The organism is Providencia sp. wls1943 (genome assembly GCF_009706275.1).
Classification (GTDB): Bacteria; Pseudomonadota; Gammaproteobacteria; order Enterobacterales; family Enterobacteriaceae; genus Providencia; species Providencia zhijiangensis.
The window spans coordinates 43,541-64,506 of the sequence record NZ_WLTU01000016.1; the positions used below are offsets into that span (position 1 = coordinate 43,541).

At 43.6% G+C, this 20,966-nt stretch carries 20 protein-coding genes; 8 read left to right on the forward strand and 12 right to left on the reverse strand.

What is annotated here, in order from left to right:
- Nucleotides 1–606: 606 nt before the first annotated feature.
- From nrfA to GKR48_RS06385, 7 genes are all read left to right on the forward strand, one after another.
- The gene (gene nrfA, locus GKR48_RS06355; RefSeq protein WP_154627451.1) at nucleotides 607–2,040 is read left to right on the forward strand and encodes an ammonia-forming nitrite reductase cytochrome c552 subunit; all 1,434 of its coding nucleotides are present in this window, start codon (nucleotides 607–609) and stop codon (nucleotides 2,038–2,040) included.
- A 45-nt stretch (nucleotides 2,041–2,085) separates the two neighbouring features.
- Nucleotides 2,086–2,658 (forward strand): cytochrome c nitrite reductase pentaheme subunit, encoded by a 573-nt coding sequence (nrfB, locus tag GKR48_RS06360; RefSeq protein WP_154627452.1) that lies wholly within the window; start codon nucleotides 2,086–2,088, stop codon nucleotides 2,656–2,658.
- Complete coding sequence (gene nrfC / locus GKR48_RS06365; protein ID WP_154627453.1) at nucleotides 2,655–3,326, forward strand: cytochrome c nitrite reductase Fe-S protein; 672 nt, start codon at nucleotides 2,655–2,657, stop codon at nucleotides 3,324–3,326. Before nrfB ends, nrfC begins: the two co-directional genes overlap by 4 nt.
- Nucleotides 3,323–4,279, forward strand: coding sequence for a cytochrome c nitrite reductase subunit NrfD (gene nrfD, locus GKR48_RS06370; protein WP_154627454.1), 957 nt, complete (start codon nucleotides 3,323–3,325; stop codon nucleotides 4,277–4,279). Before nrfC ends, nrfD begins: the two co-directional genes overlap by 4 nt.
- Nucleotides 4,280–4,302: 23 nt before the next feature.
- Nucleotides 4,303–6,087, forward strand: coding sequence for a heme lyase CcmF/NrfE family subunit (locus GKR48_RS06375; RefSeq protein ID WP_154627455.1), 1,785 nt, complete (start codon nucleotides 4,303–4,305; stop codon nucleotides 6,085–6,087).
- Nucleotides 6,080–7,174 carry a heme lyase NrfEFG subunit NrfF gene (gene nrfF / locus GKR48_RS06380; protein WP_154627456.1) on the forward strand — a complete coding sequence of 365 codons (1,095 nt, stop codon included), beginning with the start codon at nucleotides 6,080–6,082 and terminating at the stop codon, nucleotides 7,172–7,174. Before GKR48_RS06375 ends, nrfF begins: the two co-directional genes overlap by 8 nt.
- Nucleotides 7,175–7,350: 176 nt before the next feature.
- Nucleotides 7,351–7,683 (forward strand): hypothetical protein, encoded by a 333-nt coding sequence (locus GKR48_RS06385; RefSeq protein ID WP_230088615.1) that lies wholly within the window; start codon nucleotides 7,351–7,353, stop codon nucleotides 7,681–7,683.
- 57 nt (nucleotides 7,684–7,740) lie between these two features.
- Here GKR48_RS06385 and GKR48_RS06390 read toward each other — a convergent pair whose 3' ends face one another.
- Nucleotides 7,741–7,977 (reverse strand): GDCCVxC domain-containing (seleno)protein, encoded by a 237-nt coding sequence (locus GKR48_RS06390; RefSeq protein WP_154627458.1) that lies wholly within the window; start codon nucleotides 7,975–7,977, stop codon nucleotides 7,741–7,743.
- Nucleotides 7,978–8,161: 184 nt separating this feature from the next.
- On the opposite strand from GKR48_RS06390, the gene yegD reads away from it, so the two are divergent.
- Nucleotides 8,162–9,514 (forward strand): molecular chaperone, encoded by a 1,353-nt coding sequence (gene yegD, locus GKR48_RS06395; protein WP_154627459.1) that lies wholly within the window; start codon nucleotides 8,162–8,164, stop codon nucleotides 9,512–9,514.
- Nucleotides 9,515–9,563: 49 nt separating this feature from the next.
- Here the strand turns inward: yegD and GKR48_RS06400 are convergent, their stop codons facing one another.
- From GKR48_RS06400 to GKR48_RS06450, 11 genes are all read right to left on the reverse strand, one after another.
- Nucleotides 9,564–10,235, reverse strand: a complete 672-nt coding sequence (locus GKR48_RS06400; RefSeq protein WP_336431129.1) for an ABC transporter ATP-binding protein — start codon at nucleotides 10,233–10,235, stop codon at nucleotides 9,564–9,566.
- 30 nt (nucleotides 10,236–10,265) lie between these two features.
- Complete coding sequence (locus tag GKR48_RS06405) at nucleotides 10,266–11,969, reverse strand: ABC transporter permease (protein ID WP_154627460.1); 1,704 nt, start codon at nucleotides 11,967–11,969, stop codon at nucleotides 10,266–10,268.
- Nucleotides 11,953–12,999 (reverse strand): Fe(3+) ABC transporter substrate-binding protein, encoded by a 1,047-nt coding sequence (locus GKR48_RS06410; protein ID WP_154627461.1) that lies wholly within the window; start codon nucleotides 12,997–12,999, stop codon nucleotides 11,953–11,955. Before GKR48_RS06410 ends, GKR48_RS06405 begins: the two co-directional genes overlap by 17 nt.
- Before the next feature lie 433 nt (nucleotides 13,000–13,432).
- Nucleotides 13,433–14,374 (reverse strand): fimbrial protein, encoded by a 942-nt coding sequence (locus GKR48_RS06415; RefSeq protein WP_154627462.1) that lies wholly within the window; start codon nucleotides 14,372–14,374, stop codon nucleotides 13,433–13,435.
- 8 nt (nucleotides 14,375–14,382) lie between these two features.
- A complete protein-coding gene (locus tag GKR48_RS06420; protein ID WP_272521412.1) occupies nucleotides 14,383–14,874 on the reverse strand; it encodes a fimbrial protein in 492 nt (163 codons plus the stop codon).
- Between the two features lie 34 nt (nucleotides 14,875–14,908).
- The gene (locus GKR48_RS06425; protein WP_230088624.1) at nucleotides 14,909–15,412 is read right to left on the reverse strand and encodes a fimbrial protein; all 504 of its coding nucleotides are present in this window, start codon (nucleotides 15,410–15,412) and stop codon (nucleotides 14,909–14,911) included.
- A gap of 43 nt (nucleotides 15,413–15,455) precedes the next feature.
- Nucleotides 15,456–18,092: a fimbrial biogenesis usher protein gene (locus GKR48_RS06430; protein WP_154627465.1), complete on the reverse strand. Its 2,637-nt coding sequence runs from the start codon at nucleotides 18,090–18,092 to the stop codon at nucleotides 15,456–15,458.
- An 85-nt stretch (nucleotides 18,093–18,177) separates the two neighbouring features.
- On the reverse strand, nucleotides 18,178–18,876 hold the full coding sequence (locus GKR48_RS06435; RefSeq protein WP_154627466.1) for a fimbria/pilus periplasmic chaperone: 699 nt from the start codon (nucleotides 18,874–18,876) through the stop codon (nucleotides 18,178–18,180).
- A gap of 64 nt (nucleotides 18,877–18,940) precedes the next feature.
- Entirely contained in the window at nucleotides 18,941–19,477 is a 537-nt protein-coding gene (locus tag GKR48_RS06440; protein WP_154602466.1) for a fimbrial protein, read from the reverse strand.
- 77 nt (nucleotides 19,478–19,554) lie between these two features.
- On the reverse strand, nucleotides 19,555–20,103 hold the full coding sequence (fimA, locus tag GKR48_RS06445) for a type 1 fimbrial major subunit FimA (RefSeq protein WP_154627467.1): 549 nt from the start codon (nucleotides 20,101–20,103) through the stop codon (nucleotides 19,555–19,557).
- A gap of 148 nt (nucleotides 20,104–20,251) precedes the next feature.
- Nucleotides 20,252–20,527 carry a helix-turn-helix domain-containing protein gene (locus GKR48_RS06450; protein WP_036952128.1) on the reverse strand — a complete coding sequence of 92 codons (276 nt, stop codon included), beginning with the start codon at nucleotides 20,525–20,527 and terminating at the stop codon, nucleotides 20,252–20,254.
- Between the last annotated feature and the right edge of the window lie 439 nt (nucleotides 20,528–20,966).

The window sequence follows — 20,966 nt, forward strand, 5'->3', positions numbered from 1 at the left end:
GAAAATAGTCATTCTTTGACGTTTCACATCGAAGACAAAGTTCAAATATCGAGAAATGCGGGTTTAAGGTCGTTTTATAATTATTCATTAACATTTCATAAATATGATTTGCGAATTTAAACCTTATTTTTAATAGCCAAATTTATAATTAATGAAAATATATACCACTAAAGTAGTATATGATGAGCACTTTTACAAAAAACTATATTTACTTTTTTTGATTTTACGCACGTTTTAATTCAAAAATTAACCAACTTATTTATCCATCATATTGGTAAAAGAATAATTCACTATAAATATCATTAAGATAATAAAAAATAATGACTGGTAAATAATAATCATTATTATTTGAGAGTTAAATCAATATATTCCTTAAAAAATAAAATTTAATATTTTTTTATTTATTCAATTTCCCCCATTTTTATTATTTTTCATCGATTAAAAAGTAAACTCATTTTAATTATTGATCAAAGACAATATTTTTTGTGTGGTTTTTTGCTAATTATATAAGTTGGCAATTGTCTGATAGCAATAGTGCGATTGTTATCAAATATAAAAATAAATACAGCTAATGGGATGGCTGGCTTAAAAACACTCGAGGCCCTTATGGCAAAGATAAGAAATAATGCACTGTACCTACTGAGTGTGCTTGCAGGGATATTTCTGTTTACCTCTGTACAGGCACAAACTCCAACAAAAGATTCCACATCAACTATTAACGCTCGAAACGAAACCTTTGAAGCGGCGCACCCTGATCAATACCATTCATGGCGCGCGACTTCAGAACAATCACAACGAGAAGATGCACTGGCTGAAGATCCTCGCCTCGTCATCTTATGGGCTGGGTATCCATTCTCCCGTGACTACAACAAACCTCGTGGTCACGCCTACGCGATTATCGATGTTCGTGAAACACTGCGAACAGGTGCACCAAAAAATGCTGAAGATGGTCCTCTTCCTATGGCATGTTGGAGCTGTAAAAGCCCTGACGTTGCTCGATTAATTCAGGAACATGGTGAAGATGGCTACTTCAAAGGCAAATGGGCAAAAGGCGGCCCTGAAGTTGTCAACGTATTGGGCTGTGCAGATTGCCACAAAACAGACTCTCCTGAGTTTGCCAAAGGCAAGGCTGAACTCACTCTTTCTCGCCCATACGCAGAACGTGCCATGGAAGCTATCGGTAAACCATTCGATAAAGCGAGCCGCTTCGACCAACAATCTATGGTGTGCGGTCAATGCCACGTTGAATACTATTTCTCTGGCGAAACTAAAGCCGTGAAATTCCCTTGGGATAACGGCACCAAAGTCGAAGACATGGAAGTGTACTACGACAACATTGCCTTCTCTGACTGGACAAACTCTCTATCTAAAGCCCCAATGCTCAAAGCCCAACACCCTGAGTATGAAACTTGGAGCGCAGGTATCCATGGCAAAAACAATGTGACTTGTATTGACTGCCACATGCCAAAACTGCAAAACGAAAAAGGGGAACTGTATACCAGCCATAAAATCGGTAATCCATTCGATAACTTTGAACAAACCTGTAGTAGCTGTCATACCCAAAGCAAAGAGCAACTTCAAGGCATTGTTGCTGAGCGTAAAAAAGCTATCCAAGAGATGAAAATCAAAGTGGAAGATCAGCTAGTACGCGCTCACTTTGAAGCTAAAGCAGCTTGGGATGCGGGTGCAACCGATGCTGAAATGAAAGATATCCTTGCCGATATCCGTCATGCGCAGTGGCGTTGGGATTTAGCTATCGCGTCACACGGTATCCATATGCATGCCCCAGATGAAGGGTTACGTATGCTGGGTGGTGCAATGGATAAAGCCGCTGATGCCCGTGCAAAACTGGCGCGCTTACTGGGCTCCAAAGGCATTACTCATGAAATTGCTATCCCAGATATCTCCACCAAAGATAAGGCGCAGCAAGCCATCGGCTTGGATATGCAGAAAATTAATGCCGAAAAACAAGAGTTTTTAAAGACTGTGGTACCTGAATGGGATGCACAAGCTCGTAAAAACGACCTGTTAGCCAAATAACCACTCACCCCAGTTCGCTGGGGTGCGATAACCAATGGAGTGAATATGAGCGTACTACGTTCGTTATTAACTGCTGGGGTGCTGGCGTCAGGCTTGTTATGGGCGATATCCGCGTCGGCAACACCACAAATGGCTGAAGAAGCTAACAAAGACGGTCGTTGGCAAGTTACGCAGCAGCGTAATCCAGACAATGCTTGCCTTGATTGCCATAAACCCGATAAAGAAGGGATGCATGGCACTCATGCTGAGGTCATTAACCCGAATAATAATTTGCCGGTGACGTGCACCAATTGCCACGGCAAACCGGGCCCCAATCACCGTGAAGGCGTCAAAGACGTCATGCGGTTTAATGATCCGATGTACAGTGTGGAACAACAAAATAGCGTCTGTTTGTCTTGCCACTTACCTGAACAACTGCAAAAAGCGTTTTGGCCCCACGATGTTCACGTGACCAAAGTGGCTTGTGCGAGTTGTCATGACCTCCACCCTAAGCAAGACACCATGAAAGTGCTGAGCGATAAAGGTAAGGTCAAAATCTGTGTGGATTGCCACTCAGATCAGCGAGATAACCCGAACTTTAACCCTGCTGTGGTGAATGTTCTTAAGGAGCAGCCATGAGTTGTTCTCGTCGTCAATTCATAATCTATTCAGGCGCACTGGCGGCGGTAGGCGGTGTGGCGGGGCATACCCTCGCCAATACCATGAAAGTTGACGGGGTGCGATATGGCATGATCCACGATGAAACACTGTGTATCGGCTGTACCGCCTGTATGGATGCATGTCGGGAAGTCAACCAAGTTCCAGAAGGCGTATCACGCCTAACGATTATTCGTAGTGAACCCATTGGTCAATTTCCTGACGTCAAATATCGATTCTTCCGCCACTCTTGCCAACATTGCGAACATGCCCCTTGTGTCGATGTGTGTCCAACAGGAGCTTCATTCATCGATAAAACCACGGGGATTGTGGATGTAAACCCTGATCTGTGCGTTGGCTGTCAATACTGTATTGCCGCCTGCCCTTACCGCGTCAGATTTATTCATCCTATTAGCAAAACCGCCGATAAATGCGACTTTTGCCGTAAAACCAATCTCAAAAAAGGGAAGCAACCCGCTTGTGTTGAAGCGTGCCCAACCAAAGCGTTGGTGTTTGGTAATTTAGATGATCCAAACAGTGCGGTGTCGCTAATGCTCCATGAAAAACCGACCTATCGATTCAAAATTGCACTGGGAACGAAACCCAAAATGTACCGAGTTCCCTTTAAATATGGGGAGGTTAGCCAATGACAACCACTTCAGCTTTTCATTTTGAGTCGTTAGTCTGGGACTGGCCTATCGCCGTTTACCTGTTTTTGATTGGTATCTCTGCGGGGTTAGTGGTTCTGGCCGTATTGATGCGCCAATATATCCCCAATGCTGCCACCAGCAATAGCACTATCATGCGTACCACGCTAATTTTAGCGCCAACCACCATTATTCTCGGTCTGCTGATCCTCATTTTCCACTTAACCCGTCCATGGACGTTCTGGAAATTGATGTTTCACTACAGCCCAACTTCTGTGATGTCCATGGGGGTGATGCTGTTCCAAGTTTACATGGCGGTATTAGTGGTTTGGCTAGCTAAAATTTATGAGCAGGAGCTCGTCCAACTGCAACAAAAATGGCTACCTAAACTGACGATAATCCCTCGTGCTTTAGGTTGGCTGAGTCGCGTCATGCGCGGATTAGATATTGCTATGCTAATCTTAGCTATATTGCTCGGGGCGTATACAGGGTTCTTATTATCGGCACTCAAATCCTATCCATTCTTAAACAACCCAATATTACCGGCTTTATTCCTCTTTTCGGGGATCTCGTCGGGACTGGCGGTGAGTTTACTGGCAATCGCCCTGCGCTATCGCAAAAATGTTCATAACCCTGAAACGGCCTTTTTACACCGTGTAGAAAGCTTTGTTGTCTGGTTAGAGATATTTTTGCTGGCCGCCTTCTTTGTGGGACTCGCGCTTGGGGATGATGGCAAACTGCGTTCGTTAATTGCCGCATTAGGCGGTGGTTTCTGGACGTGGTGGTTCTGGCTTGGCGTCGTGGGGATTGGTTTTGTTATTCCTCTTGCATTGAAAAAATGGCAACAACAAGGTAGCCAAGCTTTTCGGGTTATCGTGGTCAGTGGCGCAAGCTTAATTGGCGTATTTTTCCTGCGTTTCTTTGTTCTGTACGCTGGACAACTGACAGTCGCATAACCGACTTAAACTAAAGGTGATACTTGGAAATTTTCCTTCCCGAAATAGGGTTTATCAGCTTGCTACTGGCGCTGTGTATCACCGGCTATCATACCCTATTGGGGTTTATCGGCGTTTTCAGGCACGTCCCGAGGCAAATGTCTCAGGGCGTGCTCTGGACGTCTTTGCAATTCACTTTTTTATTAACTGCGTTTCTCTGTTTAACCGCCAGCTTTGTTTTCAGTGATTTTTCCGTTAGTTATGTGGCTCAACATAGCCACAGTTTGTCCCCTCTTGTTATCAAAATTGCAGCAGTCTGGGGAGGACACGAAGGTTCACTGCTTCTGTGGGTGCTATTTTTCTCCGGCTGGAGTACCTTATTTGCATGGCGTTATCGCCGCCAAAATAGCCCATTTTTTCCTTTAACATTATGTGTACTGGCGGCTATTTGCACAGCGTTATTGCTGTTTGTTGTGTTCTATTCCAACCCGTTTGAACGCCTGTTTCCACCTGCTATTGAAGGTCGTGATCTCAATCCGATGCTGCAACATTGGGGGCTAATTTTACATCCGCCACTACTTTACCTTGGTTACAGCGGATTGATGCTAGTCGCCGCGTTAGTGCTCGCGTCATTAATGGCGACGCCCACTCTACTTCCCGAAGATTCCAGTCAACCTATAGCTCAATTGTGTTGGCGCTTTGCGGTTCCAAGTTGGTGCATACTCACAAGCGGTATCATCCTCGGTTCTTGGTGGGCATACAGTGAATTGGGCTGGGGAGGATGGTGGTTTTGGGATCCGGTTGAAAACGCCTCTTTACTTCCTTGGCTTTCAGCCACGGCATTGCTGCACAGTTTATCTATCACACGTCGAACAGGGCTGTATCGCCACTGGAGTCTGTTGCTGGCGATTATCACATTAATTTTAGCGCTGCTCGGTACACTGATTGTCCGCTCTGGGATCTTAGTGTCCGTTCATGCATTTGCCTTAGATAACGTGCGTGCCGTCCCGCTATTTTTACTCTTTAGCGTTTTAAGCCTTGGTGCGCTGTTTATTTATGGTTGGAAGGCCAAATTCCCCCCTCAAGAACCTCGGCGCAAAACATCACAAGAAATCTATTTATTACTAACATTGATTTTGTTTACCGCGGTTTTATGTATCGTACTGACTGGTACGTTATACCCGATGCTCTATGGGCTATTAGGGTTAGGTAAGATTTCAGTGGGCGCCCCCTATTTCAATCAAACGTTATTACCATTTGGCCTGTTTATGCTGGTGATAGTGGCGCTTGCCACATTCAAATATCGCGATATTACAAAGAACGAAAATCACACGCCACTTCAACGGCTGTTGATGATTATGCAGCGAAAACTTCCAGCTATTGTTGCTCACGCAGGGGTTGTTCTGTTCGCCATGGGGATTGCCCTTTCCTCAACACAGAAAGCAGAAATCAGCCAAAATATCGCCGTCGGGCAATCTATCTCAGTTGGCGGATATCAATTCCAATTTCAGCAATTACAACTGGCAGCTGAATCCAACTACACCACTGAAAAAGCGCTGATCCACGTCAGCCAAAACGCAGGTCAAAATGGCTTTATTCTTGTCACTGAGCGTCGCCTATATCTGGCTCGCCAGCAACTCATGATAGAGCCGGGGATCCACTGGGGGTGGCTGCGTTCTTGGTATGTGGTGCTGGGAGAAAAAACGGGTACTGAACGCTATGCAATACGTTTTTATGTACAAGAAGGCATTCAATGGATCTGGAGTGGTGGATTTGTAATGTGCTTAGGTGCGCTAATGAGCTGGTTTAGGGGGCGGAAGCATGATTAAAAAAATCGTTATGTTGCTCCTGCTACTGTGCGCCTTGGATGCGCACGCCCAAATTGTGGATACATGGGCATTTAACTCCAATGAGGAGCAAGAATTATCTTTGCAGATTGCCTCTCAGCTACGTTGCCCACAATGCCAAAACCAAAACTTATTGGAATCTAACGCACCGACTGCTGTCAGTATGCGCCATCAAGTTTTTAAAATGGTCTCTGAAGGGAAAAGTGAATCTCAAATTAAACACTATATGACCGAGCGCTATGGTGACTTTGTTTTATATAATCCCCCATTAACGCTTAGCACCCTACTATTATGGCTACTTCCCGTATTTGCAGTTCTTTGTATTATCTTTATTTTATGGAAAATATTAAAAGTAAAAAATAGAATTAATCAGCGCGTTATTTTATTAGATCCCTCTATTCCGTTAATAGAAAAATACAACCGGACTCACTCTGACATTCAATTATTACCGGCTATTAATAATGAAAAAATACTTCAGTATCCTCATTGGAATAAGATAAGTAACATCCTTATTATCATCATAATCTGCATTATGATAGCGGGATATTTTTTATTACCACGATTCCACTCAACACTTGATTTATATCAAAGACAAAATGACCCTACCTTGCCATTTACACCATTGGAGCGTGAAACGCAGGATCTACAACGTTTACAAGCAGATATCCGCCAATCCCCTGAAAACAGTGAACTTTGGGCTGTTTTAGGTGAATACTATCTTTATCAAAATAGCTATGAAAATGCTTTAATTGCCTATGGCTACGCACTCAAATATCGCGGAGAGAATGCCCAACTTTATGCCGCAATCGCCACGGTGATGTATTACCAAGCCGGACAAGTGGTTACAAATGACACACAGAAAATGATAGACAAAGCATTAAGTCTAGATAAGAATGAAGTCACCGCATTGATGTTATTAGCCTCAGATGCCTTTATCAATGCCAATTACACAACGGCGATTAATATCTGGCAAAACCTACTTGATAGTAATAATCCTAGAGTCAATCGCGCTCAAATTATTGAAGCCATTCATATGGCTAAATTAATGGAAAATAGTGGGAAACAGTGAATAAAAATAATAAAGGCCCCTGAACCTTTATTACCTCGCGGTATCCATAATTGATAAAAAATAATAATAAGTTTATTTATTAAATATAATAATCTAGAAAAAATATCATGACGAATAAGATGCTTTCTATCTTAGTGATTATTCTTATCGCAGGAGGATCATTTCTTGCAGGAGTAATGGCTAACTACACACCTGATTTAGATGTTATCAAGAAATCCGAGCGGGCTGTGGAAGACTTGTTGAGTTTCCCTAAAACCGTCGAATTTAAAGATGTGAAATACCATGTCATCAGAGAGACCTCTGATCGCGGTATGTTAGGTTATGTTTGTGGTCAAGTTCTGGTATTTGATGCAAAAAATAGCTATACCTACAAACGTTTTATGGTGAAAACGTACCTGAATGAAGATGGTAGGAATATGGTTTCCATTCCGCTATTGGATAGAGACGAAATGGAATTTCCGCTCGAAGAATTTAATTACTTGTGGCGCAAAAATTGTCAGAATAGATAATTATACTTAATTGAATATTATCTATTTCCTACGAAATTAATGATTTTTCTCTGAGTCTTATTTACAGCAACATGAAGGCTTGCCTGTTAATTCTGCTTCTTGGATTGGTGGGCATTTCACCGTGCCATAAGAACAAAAAACGCAGCAATCCCCTTCTAATGGCTTTAATAATACACCGCAACACGTGCATTCATAAAACCACTGGCAAGCATTGGTTGGCATCTCTTCCATTTTCGAACACCCACATTCTGGGCACGTAATTTCAGACATCAATTCAATTTTGGCTTGACTCATTTGATCCTCGATAGGGTATTTCACAATAAATAGTTCTGTTTATCCTACAAAATGATGTCGCCCTTATCCTTGCGCCAAATTAGGTTTCCCACACAAAATAAAAATACGGTTCCAATAGCATTTCCCGCAAGGTTGATATACAGTTTTCCACTTTTTTCAAAGCACCCTAGATTTTGGAGGCGAAATGTTTATTGGTTTTGACTACGGAACATCTAACTGCTCCGTCGCAATCATGAAAGATGGCAAACCGCAATTGTTACCCCTTGAAGGCAGCAATTTTTATATTCCATCAACCTTGTGTGCGCCAACAAGAGAATCAGTTTCAGAGCACTTATTTCGCCATCTGAATATTTCTCCGACAGACTCAGTAGGTCAGCAAATCCTCCGACGCTCTATTGCGTTTAATCAGGATGAAGGCATTGAACTCGAGCCAGAAGATATTGTTTTCGGGCAAGCTGCGCTGGACTTATATTTAAGCGACCCGCGTGATGTCTACTATGTAAAATCACCTAAGTCTTTTTTAGGTGCATCAGGTTTACACGAAACCCAAGTCAGTTTCTTCGAAGATTTAGTGTGCGCCATGATGGCAAATATCAAGCATACAGCCGAAGCAAGTACTCAACAAACCATCACTGATACGGTGATTGGTCGCCCAATTAACTTCCATGGACGTGGTGGTGAACTGGCGAACCAGCAAGCGGAAGCTATCTTATTAAAAGCCGCTAAACGTGCTGGATTTAAGAATATTGCGTTCCAGTTTGAGCCGGTTGCCGCAGGGTTAGAGTATGAATCTACCCTCACGAAAGACCAGACCATTTTAGTGGTGGATATTGGAGGGGGAACCACCGACTGCTCACTGATCCAAATGGGGCCTAGTTACAAAGACAGCCAAGACCGTACAAGCTCTTTATTAGCACACACCGGTCAACGTGTTGGCGGAAACGATCTGGATATTTTCGTTGCCTTAAAACAGTTAATGCAGCTATTTGGTATGGAAAGCCAATACCAATCAGGGATTAAAATGCCTCTGTTGCAGTTTTGGAACCCGATTGCCATTAACAATGTGGAAGCGCAAAAAGAATTTTATTCTCGCGCTAACCTCAATGCATTAACCCGCTTACAGCAAGATGCTCAAGAGCCAGCTTTGCTCGCACGTTTGCTCGAGGTTTATCACCAAACGCTAGGCTACAGCATTGTACGCAAAGCGGAAGAGGCGAAAATCGCGCTCTCTGACGAGCAAAATTATTTAGCGAAAATTGCATTATCAAAAGAGCTGCTTGAAGTGAATATTGGACGTGAACAATTGATTGATGCGATTGAATCACCAAAAAGTAAAATGATTGAGTTGGTGAAAGAAGCCGTTGTACAAGGCGGCGTTCAACCGAATGCTATTTTTGTCACGGGAGGTAGCGCCCGCTCGCCTATATTACATCAAGCGATTCAAGAACAGCTTCCGAACATCCCTATTGTTCGTGGCGATGACTTTGGCTCAGTTACCGCTGGGTTAGCCCGCTGGGCTCAAACCTGCTTTAAATAATCGAGTACCCAATGCCGTTCATACGGCATTGGGTTTTCACGATCCTCAACTACTCCTCGAGTAAACACCCCTCTTTTAAGTAGCTGATTTTATTTGCCATTAATTGAGCTTCGTCTTCACTGTGGGTCACCAACAACGCAGTTTGCCCCGCTGCGCGTAAAATATCCCGCACTTCTTGCCCTAAACGTTTTCGGCTATCCGGATCAAGGCTCGAAAGCGGTTCATCCAGCAACAACACCGCAGGTTGTGGCGCTAATGCTCTCGCTAATGCAATACGCTGCTGCTGCCCCCCCGACATTTCGTGAGGATAGCGTTCCGCTAAGCCACTCAATTCAACCAACTTTAATAACTGTTGAACGCGAGCCTGTTGCTGCTCTTTAGGCTGTTTTCTGAGCCCAAATGCCACGTTCTGTGCCGCCGTTAAATGAGGAAACAAGGCATAATCTTGGAAAACCATGCCGACATTACGCTGTTCAGGTGGCAGGTGAAGATTTGGACCAGCAACACAGCGGCCCCCCACGTAGATGGTTCCTTGCTCTACCTGTTCAAACCCAGCAATCGCTCTCAATGCAGTGGTTTTTCCGCATCCTGAAGCCCCAAGTAAACAACCAATTTCCCCAGCATCGATATGCAAAGAAAAGCCATTAAGCACATGGTTACGTTGATGTTTGTTGCCATAAGAAACATGGACATTGTCAAGAACTAAGGTTGAATCTGACACCGAATACGTTCCTTAACATAATGATTTTAATTAAGAAGACTGCTTTGACTGAGACGATGTGAGTTGGCTACGCGCCAATAAAATCACAGGTAATGTTCCCGCCAATACGATCAATAATGCCGCAATTGCCCCTTCCTCATAAGTGCCACGAGCCGCTTCCGCATACAATGAAGTTGCCAATGTTTCAAAATTCACCGGGCGTAAAAGTAATGTGGTCGGCAGCTCTTTCATTGCATCCGCAAATACCAATAGCGCACTGGTGACAAGCGCCGGACGTAATAGCGGAAGGTGAACACGAAAGAACGTTCGCAACTCGCTTTCCCCTAGCAGCCTTGAGGCTTGTTCCATACTCGGCGGAATGCGAGTTAGTCCAGCATCAATCGCCCCAATGGAGATCGCCATAAATCGAATTGAGCAGCAGATAACCAATAAAATTCCCGTTGATAACAGCGGTAATCCTCGAAAATCCAATAGCTCAGCAAGAAAATTATCCAGCGCCATACCCGGTGTTAACAAACCAATCGCCAATACCGTTCCGGGCACTGCATAGCCCAGTGACGCAATTTTCATCAAGGTTCGTCGCCATTCTTGAGATGAACCAGAAATGGCACTCGCTCTGGCATACCACGCCACCACAATGCTCACCAACGTCACAACGATGGTGACCCCCGCCGCCAACAATAATGAGTTTTGTAATGACTGCAACAGGCTGCTTGAGATTGTCATGCTGTCACTGATGCGTTTAAGACTTTCCCACCCCAAAAATAGCGCTGGCGCTAAAAAGCCTAACACGACGGGTAGCGCGGTGACACACGTGGCTAATACGGCTCGCCATCCCGTCAAACGCGATGGCAAAATCCCACGCATTTGCCGCCCAGTACTGTAACGCTGATTTTTTCGACCGTAATATTCTAATGCTAATAGCAAGATAATCACGGTTAACATCGAGCAGGCAATTTGCGCCGCAGCAGGTAGATCAGAGCGAGTCACCCATGTGGTGTACACCGTCACGGTCAATGTATTCACACCTAAAAATTCCGATGCGCCGATATCATTGAGCGTTTCCAGCAGTGCAAGGCTGGTTCCCACCACTAAGGCAGGGCGCGCCATCGGTAGCGCTACTCGGAAAAATGTCCCCGTCGAGCTGAGCCCAAGGGTTCGAGCCGCTTCCAGCAAGTGGGCTGGCTGGCTCATAAACATGGCTCGCATGGTCAAGTAAACATAGGGGTAAAGCACCAGACCAAGCAGTAAAATGGCGCCCGTCATCGAACGGAGATCAGGCAGGCGGAATTGGCGCGGTGAGTCGTACCCTAAAACGCTACGAATAAATTCTTGAATCGGTCCAATAGGATGCAATAAATCTAACCATGCAAACGCCACAATGTAGGTTGGCATCGCTAGGGGTAGTAACAGCGCCCAGCTAAACAGCTTTCGACCTGGGAAATCAAATGCGGTCACCAACCATGCACACCCCGCCCCAATGGTCATCACCATTGCACCAACACCCAGCAGTAAAATTAAGGTATTTAAGGTGGCATCGGGAAGCACATAACGCATCAAATGTTCCCAATGGCTGAATCCTGAGCTTGCAGCCAGACCTAATAAAAACAACAAAGGGGTCAGAACGCCAAGCGTAATGACCACCACAGAAAGGGTTAATGGCGAGAAACCAACGCGCGGCAGCCCGAAAGCGCCGCGCGTTGAGGTTAAGCCAGTTTTATTGATCGAATCCAACTTTATCTACCAACTGACTCGCTTGTTTACGGTATTTCACAATTTCAGTAAGTGGAAGAGTATCCACATTGATTTCACCAATCGCGTTATTGATGGTGGCATCCAGTGGAACGCCTTTGCGAATTGGGTATTCATAGTTTGCTTGCGCGTACAGTTGCTGAGCAGGAACAGAAACCAGATATTCCATCAACTTAACCGCTTCTGCTTTATGAGGAGCATGGCGCGCAACGGCTGCACCAGTGATGTTGACGTGCGTTCCACCATTGGTAAAGGTTGGCTGAACCACTTTAATAGCATCCCCCCATTTACGTGCGTCTGTGCCCTCTTTGGCATTTTTCATGTGACCCACATAATAAGAGTTCGCTAAACCAACATCGCAGATACCGCCAAGAATATCACGCGCAACATCACGGTCTCCGCCAGTTGCTTTACGGGCTAAGTTAGCTTTCACACCGCGTAACCACGCTTCCGTTTTCGCTTCACCGTCGTGAGCAATCATTGCTGCCACTAACGCTGTGTTATACGGGTGCTGACCTGCACGGATACAAATTTTGTCTTTCCATTTAGGGTCGGCTAAATCTTCATAAGTAATACTAGTTAACGGTAAATCTTTTTCCGCATACAGCACGCGAGCGCGCATCGATAAACCAAACCATTGGTTATCTTTATCGCGTAATGAAGCAGGGATTGCATCAGTTAATGTTTTCGATTCAACAGGCTGGGTAACGCCTGCTTCTACTAAATCGATGAGGTTACCCGCGTCCACCGTCATTAATAAGTCTGCAGGGGAATTTTTACCTTCCGCTTTGACGCGCTCTAACATGCCGTCTTTAACATAGACGGTGTTGACGTCAATGGCAGTTTCTTTGGTAAAGGCATCCAGCAGTGGCTGGATCAGCCCCGGCTCACGAGTGGTATATAACGTTAGGGAATCTTTTGCCATGGCAGGCAGTGCGCAGGTAACAATAAGCGATGAGGCCAACGTAATTAAACGTGTTTTATTACGTAAAAAATACAATTTTTTCAACATGTTGCTATCTTCTCCAAGGTGAAGTGATGCTAAAACTAGTATATTGAGTATTTTTAACTGGTCGAAAAAAGTATATTGATAACCAATCTCGTTTGCAAATTATTTTCATCAGTTAATAATACGCATTAATGACTATTAAAATTTATTTATAATTTATTATTTGGTATTTATTCTTTTTTGAAGGATTTTTTGCGGGTGGTCTGTGGTCTGTATTCAGGGTTTGTAAAATAACAGTCAATATTACCAAAACGATAATGATGACCATATTCTACAATAATATTAATAGGTTGAGTTCCCAGTGATGGGAAAATGATACAATACCCAGCGCTACATACAGATCATCCAAATTTCTGCTAAGCATATGAATCTTTATTTAACGCAAAAAGGCTCAAGATATTTCTTCTTGAGCCTTTTCATCTATCTAATTCATTCACTAATCATACATGAACGTCACGCCAATCACTGACTGCACTTTCCCTGCGGTCACCTGACCTTGGGTTCTTGAGTATCGCGCGCTTAGCCCTAAACTCGTCGACGAAGTTCCTACTCGACCTAACTGAACGTTTTGGTTTGCAGGGATCGCATTACCATTGCGAACCATTTGGATCCCGACCCCTTTTGCAGCATTAGCGCCAGACAGGGTATTAGCAAAAATATTGCTGCTCGTATCCGTTGTTCCCGTTAAATAATAGGAGATATTTTGGCTCGAAGCGCAATAGATAGATAAGGGTACCGGCTGAGCACTTCCCGGATATTCCGGTAAGTTGACGACCACATTACGCGAAGAAACATCACAGCCACCAATAGGTACCACAACATCATTGTTAGCATACAAATTCCATGTAAAGGTCGATGTATTGACATTACCGCCCCCCACGATGTTAGAACCAACTTGGTACATTACCAATGTCGCAAAGTGGGTTCCTCGGTTAACCACTACACCACCCGCCGCAGAAATGGGAGTTAAATATAATTGGGTATTCCATGCTGTGTAATTGCCCGATGGAAAATCTTGCTGGTGAGTTGGGTTAGTCAAAGGGAACGTATAGCTTGAGCCATAATACCGTAATGAGCCTCGAAAGTTATTCAATACCCCACCATAAGCGGAACCACGGATCATGTTCACTTGGTCACGTCGCGATGATGGGGCATCGTTCTTACAAAATATTGAATTCGATAAATCGACCACTAAGTTTTGACCAGCTTGAACACTTGGCTGCAAATTAACATACGCATTGGCGGTCACTGGGCTTTGTGTGTAGCTTAAAACGTTTCCTGTTGAGTCGTAACAGGTAAAAGCATATGCCGAAGAAACTCCGACAAAGTAAATAAACATGTTAACAACGATTAATTTAACTAGCTGTTTTATATTCATAATATTGCTCACAGATACGTGTAGGTGACATCAATTGCCGCTTGGATGGTGCCTTGTGTCGCCCCGCCTCTTACCGATATTGCCCTTACTTGTAAAGGAAAACTGGTTGAAAGCGTTGCATCGCTGACTGGCATGCGTTTTTGTGCGCCGTTATTTAAATTATTACCCGATGAGTCTTGAAGTTGCAGCTGGATATTGCCCGCCGTACCTTGGTTTTTGTAGTATCCCACCGAATCAGCGACACCTTTAAAGGTCGCCATAACTACCGATGTACCAACAGGACAATTGGTCAAATCCAGCGACACAGTATGCCAATCCGATGCCGACCCCGGTGAGGTCAAATTGAACGTGTAAAGATCACCCAGATCCACATTGGCAGTCTTGGTTGATACCGTACAAGGTTTCGCAACAACGCTCCCATTGACCGTCACGGTTACGTCAGCCGCGTGTGTGGAGGTTATTGATGAAGATAACAGCCCCAAAATTAAGGCCGTCATCATTGTTGATTTATACGTCATTCATCGCATCCTCTATTTACTGGAATTCGAGCGTAAATGTGGCCGTTGCTCGAATATGCCCTGCCGTAACGGGCAATTTTGACGCCATTAAACGTGCATTGAAATTGAGCGTATTGGCTTTTCCTGCCACTAAAGGCGTCCATGCAATATTATTTGAGTCCGCATTGAGGACTAATGGGTCTTTAGCACTGTCTAAAATCTGAATACCTGCCCCTGTCGCATTTGCGCTACCGGGTTCTAATGCCAGCAAAGTTTTGTTACTCGAGTCTGCTATACCGACAAACCCGACTTTGACTGCTGTTACCGCAGAGCCGCAAGGTGTTAGCTCAATACGAAACGGTACTGTTGGCGTCACTTCCCCCACTGAGTGCAGCTGTTTCACCGCATTCAGGAGCAAATCGACCACTTGATTTTGTGAGCCAGGAGCCACGGCACAAGTGTTATCTCGTACATTGCCTGTAATGTTAATGGTGCTATCCGCCGCCAATACATTGGAACATAAGCACAACGAGGTCAGCATTGAGGCAAAGAAAATATTCGATTTATCAAACACTATTGGCTCCTTATTGGCACTCGGCACGATACTTACTGAGGATTTCATATTGGCTTTCTGCTGGCAGTGTGTAATTAACCGTACACTGAGCATCAGCCCCTTCCCCCCAACGCGCAATTAATCGTCCCGTTAGCGGTAACCCCGTTAAATAAACTTGCCCATCTTCCGCCACAATACTGCCACCACCACTTTCATCAGAAGAGACGACGGAACCAAACGGTACTGGTTTTCCATGTCTCATCAACGTCATGAGAACTTTTATCCCAACTTTAGGTTGGAAATCAGCGCGAACCACAGCACCACGGGTTGGTACTACATTCAGGACGGGATCATCCAGATCCACGTTGTTCGCTAACGTATTGGTATTCAACGCAATACGGTTTTCACGATATTCAGTGGCATAAGGTAATACCGCATAGCCCCGCCAGTCAGTCTCAACCCCTGTTTGGTTTTCGACTTTCACATGTCCTGCACCCGGTGCTTTCACTAATACCACGGTATCGTTCATTGGCTGGCTCAGCGTTAATCCATTTTCATGAGCTAAAACGCCCCCACTCACACCGTAGTAAACTTGGCGAATGTTATCGGCATAGCTATAACCGACGTTGGCATTTCCATAAGCCCCGCGATAATTCAGGGATGTATAACCCGTTCCTGAAGAGTTACCTTGCCCACCGCCTGCATACCCAGCTTGAACGCTATAACTTAAGTTATTGTCTTCCAATAACGTTCCGTATAAACCAGCGGTGTTATTTACGCGACCTTTGAGATCGTGCGAAACATTGTAACTTGCGCTGGCATTACGCCAGATAGACTGACTGTCCGAACGTAACCAATGGCTAAAGGGAATGTTGACGTTCAATGCCAGCATTTGGTCGTTGCCATCCTGCCATGAGTTTTTGGACAGACTGTAACTTAATCCCCAACTAATTCCTTTAATCAGCGTGTTAATCCCTACCTGTAATTGCTTATCTGCTTTACTGGTATTCCAATACGTTTCATGACTTCCCGTCACATACATCGTGGATTGCTCACCCAATTGCTGGGTTAGGGTTAACTGAATTTTTTCGCGTTTGTTATAGGCTAAGTTGTAATAGTCAGAAAACTTAGGTGTCACCTGGATAATGCCGTCTTGCGTCGCAAGGTTATACCCTGACATCCGCTTATATGTCGTATCCGCAAATGAGTAGTAACCCTTTGTTGAATACCGGTAACCCGCCAGCTGAATAATCGTGCCCGTTTCATTCAGAGACTTGTTATATAAGAAACGAATTGACTGACCTTGATGGTTACTGTCATCCGGTAATTTGGCATTAGCATGGGTAATATCGATAGATAGCGCCCCAAAGACACCGATGTTTTTACCTATCCCTGCGTTAAAAGCTTGGTAACGATTGGCTAACTGAGTTCCGCCATAGAGCGTCCAACCATATGACAAACCGTGCAGTAACGTCGTTTGTAAGAATGTCGGCTTTTCCTGATTACCGCTTCCCGAACGATAATCTCCTACAGTGACGGCATATTGAGTATGCCCTTCACGTTGGAGCAACGGAACGGATGAATATGGCACGGTAAAGCTCTGTACGGATCCATCCGCTTCCGTGATCGTCACATGCAAATCACCACTATTCCCTGCAGAATAGAGATCGTTAATTACAAACGGTCCCGGTGGGAATGTGTTGCGATAGATCTCATACCCATTTTGCTTAACAGAGACATCTGCTGTACCGCGAGCGATCCCTCGGATCACCGGCGCAAATCCTTTTTGGCTTTCAGGCAGCATATTGTCATCCGAAGCTAATTGGATGCCTCGGAAGTTAACGCTGTCGAAAATTTCGCCCGGTGTGTAGCTATCACCCAGCGTTAAACGAGAGCGGATCACATTGATGCCGCGTTCTAAATAGGTATTGATATGTTCCCAGCGAGTTTCACTATTTGCTGTGCCTGTACTGTGGCTCCATGTGGAGTTATCTCGTAAGCGCCACGCGCCAAAGTTTAAACCACTTTGTAGATTCAAATAGTTATAGCTACTGTGCTTTCCGTCTTGGTTACGCGCACTGCTTCCCGTCAGGCTATAGTTTAAAATACCTGCCGTGATCCCTGAATCCCAAAGCTCCGGAGGAATAAAACCTCGCGCTTTGTCTTTCATAAACAGCTGTGGAACGGTGATATATAACCGTTGCAAACCCACATCAAATCTCGCCGTTGAATCCTTCACGGTGGATGATAATGGTTCACAAGTATCTTTGGGTTTCGTCTGTAATTCTGGCAGCGATAATGTATTGATCCCCATCTTGGCCAATTCATTAGGCGTTAAACAAGGAGATAGCTGTTTATCATTTTTATCCAGAACAAAGTTCACATCCCGGGTGAGTAAATAACCATCATTAAGATAGACATCAACACGATAAGTCCCTTCAGGAACTTCTTGCCCTTGTTCAAACGCAGATAAATCTGCGACTGCTGAAGGATCATCCGCTAAGAAACGAGGGTTAAAATATAACTCTGCCGTCGCCCATGTTGGATAAAGGCATGCGCCTATCAAGAATGCCAGCGGAACCAAAGGAAAATGGCGTTCGAATCTGCATCCCAAAAATGATCCTTTTTTTGAAATTAATAGCCCTTTTTCAGATGTCAGATGTGACATGCTCCCTCCGCTCAACAATGTTGCTCAGCAAATTTCCAATTCGGAATGATGTTTAATTATTTTCGAGAAATAAAAACGTATGTTTTTACTGCATTTTTCCTGTCATTTTCGGCGTTAGTGCGCCGTAATCATTAATGGTTTGGTAGCTAATAGCACCATTGCCATTGGAAGGAACATTCACTGACGCATCACCAAATGGAGGAACAAGCACATTATCCAATTTTGCTGCGCCGATTTTTAAATCTGTGACAGTGGCAAAATAAGGCGTTGGGTTGACCACAATCAGTGAGCTGCCTTGGCGCTTAAAGCGTAATTCTTCAGCCACTTTATCCGGTGCAATAGAAAGACCTGTAGGACGGTAATACAATTTAATGCGGCTAATAATCGCTAACTGCAACGTGTTCTCGTTCATGTTCGCTTTGTCCATTGCTGGAATCGCTTTCACATTCAGCCAAAACAGTGTTTCTCTGTCTTTCGGTAATTGGTTATTGGTTGCATCAATAATGCGCAGTGTATTTTCTTTAACGCCTTTCATCGTGAACAGGGGCGGAGTAATCGCAAATTGGCTATCTTTTTGGCCATTGGCATTTTCAACCCACGATTGGATCAGAAAAACGCCCTTTTCATCATTATTGGTCACGGCAAGTTGAACCTGCTTTTGATCCGCAGGATAAATCACTCGCGTTGCACCTAATGCAACACCCGCATAAACCTGAGTGGACACGGTCGAACAGAGTAAAAGTAATAAGGCGGTAATGAACTTATATGTTTTTCTGGTTTTCATGTTTACATCTGTCCTTTTTTACTAAAAAAATTAAATAAATATGTCACTGTCTTTTTCGGTATTTTTATTCATAAGTCAGTGAGAATAGTGCTTGTGCATTCGCTTTTCCGCCCATGATGTTCTCGCTCGTCGAGCGATACTTAGCAACAAAATGCAACGTCATATCCCCATCACGCAGATTAGCTATTTTACGTGGAGCACTATTCACCGGAATTAAGGTATTTTTTGAATCAAAAATGGCTACTCCTACACCTTTCGCGGTGCTAGGCCCATCGCCGATGGAAAAAATATCTGGGTTCCTTTCATTAGCCACACCGTTGAAGGTTATGGATATATACTCACTGACCGCATCGCTACACTCTCGTAGGTGAAGATCAAACGCAGTCGGTGCTGAATCTTGGCCTGGAGCCTTAAATGCATTGGTGCGCACTTGCCCCATATTCACTACCAAATTACGATCTGAAGTTTCAACAGTGCAGCCTTCTGCAATTAACTCCCCTTGAAAGCGCATCCCGCCACCAGGAAGTTGAACTTTCCATTTATTTCCAGCTTGCAAAAATGGAGAAAACAGAAGGAGTGAAACTGCCAGCAGCTCTCTCATAAACTTCCACCTTTTGGTTCGTGAATAAAAGCCATCCTTGGCCTATCAAATGGGATATCCCTAATCCTTTTTAATGATTACTCGTATTGAACTGCGAAGGTTGCATCTGCGTTAGCAACACCAGCAGTTGTTGCACCCAGTGCGAAGTAACGAGCTTGGAATGGCAGAACGTTTGCACCGTCATTCAGAGTGATAGGGTTACTGAATGTTGCGCCATCCAGACCCAGAGGTGCGCTCTGACCATCTAAAATTTGGATACCAACGTTAGTTGCTGCACCTGAAGCTGAAGAAGCAACAGATAAAACAGTTGGGTTAGCTGCATTCGCTGCAACACCGGTAAAGGCAACTTTTGCAGAAGTAGCAACTGTTGTATCACAGTCGTTTAATTGGATATTAAAACCAACAGAACCACTGGTATCGCCCAATTTAGCTAATTTAGCTGTACGAACTTGACCTAAACGAACAGTTTGCTCCACAGAACCAGCATCAACAGCACACGCTGCATTCACTAGCTCACCTTTAAAGTGTACTTGACCGCCGTTTACGGTTGTTGTTGCAGCCATTGCAGCGACTGAACCTAAAGATAAAGCTGAAATAACAACAAGTGCTAGTGATTTAACTTTCATAATATTTCCTTATGTATATTTATTAAGTACATCTTGATAGAAAAAAACAAATACAGACTTCATGACACTATAATTAAAACGACCGAATTTAATTAAATTGCCTAAAACAATTTAATTAAATTTGAATAATTTTAAAAAAAAGGGTCTATCACTCTATTTTAGAGTGTTTGTATACACTAGAATCAAACAGATACTTCATTTTTTCGAAGAAAACATCAATATCTCTGCTACTCATTTCAAGGGCATTAAATAGTATGATAAGTTTGTCGAATGATATATTATTCACGCCATTTTCATACCGAGAGATTTGCTGCTGGCTTACATTAATACGCTTCGCCAATTCACTTCCTGTTAATCCTGTGCGCCTACGGTAGTCTTTTAACATCCTGCCAATATTATTTGATAATGGTTCATAATCTCGCATTTCAAACCTCTCAGATCATATTTCGCTGATTATTTATTTATATTATCGATATAGGAAAATACTCTTCAGCTGTTATTAAGTTATAGAATTAAAACTGTAGTTAAAAATTGTTTTTTTCGATCTAAAAAGAGCCATTTGATATACGCAGGCTATCAATCATAAATATTAATTCATTTAAATCAATAAATAATCAAATATAAGTAAAAAATTAAAATATACAAATCAACACGTTATAAGAACCCCAAAATACCAAAATAAATAATTGAAGATATTTCTTTAAATGAAATAAGACACGCATAACACGATATACATGTGAAATAGACACAATAATTTACAATAAGGAGCAAGATATAAAAACAAAACCGTTAATTAATGAAAAACAATAACCAGTACATTACAATTAATTCGCAAAGATAAAGATAAAAATAAATCGAAAAAT

Excerpts from the sequence above, each read along its gene's own strand:
- nrfC (WP_154627453.1), top strand. The coding sequence starts at position 2,655 with ATGAGTTGTTCTCGTCGTCAATTCATAATCTATTCAGGCGCACTGGCG.
- nrfD (WP_154627454.1), top strand. The coding sequence starts at position 3,323 with ATGACAACCACTTCAGCTTTTCATTTTGAGTCGTTAGTCTGGGACTGG.
- yegD (WP_154627459.1), top strand. The coding sequence starts at position 8,162 with ATGTTTATTGGTTTTGACTACGGAACATCTAACTGCTCCGTCGCAATC.
- GKR48_RS06430 (WP_154627465.1), bottom strand. The coding sequence starts at position 18,092 with ATGTCACATCTGACATCTGAAAAAGGGCTATTAATTTCAAAAAAAGGA.
- GKR48_RS06440 (WP_154602466.1), bottom strand. The coding sequence starts at position 19,477 with ATGAGAGAGCTGCTGGCAGTTTCACTCCTTCTGTTTTCTCCATTTTTG.
- GKR48_RS06435 (WP_154627466.1), bottom strand. The coding sequence starts at position 18,876 with ATGAAAACCAGAAAAACATATAAGTTCATTACCGCCTTATTACTTTTA.
- nrfA (WP_154627451.1), top strand. The coding sequence starts at position 607 with ATGGCAAAGATAAGAAATAATGCACTGTACCTACTGAGTGTGCTTGCA.
- fimA (WP_154627467.1), bottom strand. The coding sequence starts at position 20,103 with ATGAAAGTTAAATCACTAGCACTTGTTGTTATTTCAGCTTTATCTTTA.
- GKR48_RS06385 (WP_230088615.1), top strand. The coding sequence starts at position 7,351 with ATGGCTAACTACACACCTGATTTAGATGTTATCAAGAAATCCGAGCGG.
- GKR48_RS06425 (WP_230088624.1), bottom strand. The coding sequence starts at position 15,412 with ATGCTGACCTCGTTGTGCTTATGTTCCAATGTATTGGCGGCGGATAGC.
- GKR48_RS06410 (WP_154627461.1), bottom strand. The coding sequence starts at position 12,999 with ATGTTGAAAAAATTGTATTTTTTACGTAATAAAACACGTTTAATTACG.
- nrfF (WP_154627456.1), top strand. The coding sequence starts at position 6,080 with ATGATTAAAAAAATCGTTATGTTGCTCCTGCTACTGTGCGCCTTGGAT.
- GKR48_RS06420 (WP_272521412.1), bottom strand. The coding sequence starts at position 14,874 with ATGATGACGGCCTTAATTTTGGGGCTGTTATCTTCATCAATAACCTCC.
- GKR48_RS06390 (WP_154627458.1), bottom strand. The coding sequence starts at position 7,977 with ATGAGTCAAGCCAAAATTGAATTGATGTCTGAAATTACGTGCCCAGAA.
- GKR48_RS06450 (WP_036952128.1), bottom strand. The coding sequence starts at position 20,527 with ATGCGAGATTATGAACCATTATCAAATAATATTGGCAGGATGTTAAAA.
- GKR48_RS06415 (WP_154627462.1), bottom strand. The coding sequence starts at position 14,374 with ATGAATATAAAACAGCTAGTTAAATTAATCGTTGTTAACATGTTTATT.
- nrfB (WP_154627452.1), top strand. The coding sequence starts at position 2,086 with ATGAGCGTACTACGTTCGTTATTAACTGCTGGGGTGCTGGCGTCAGGC.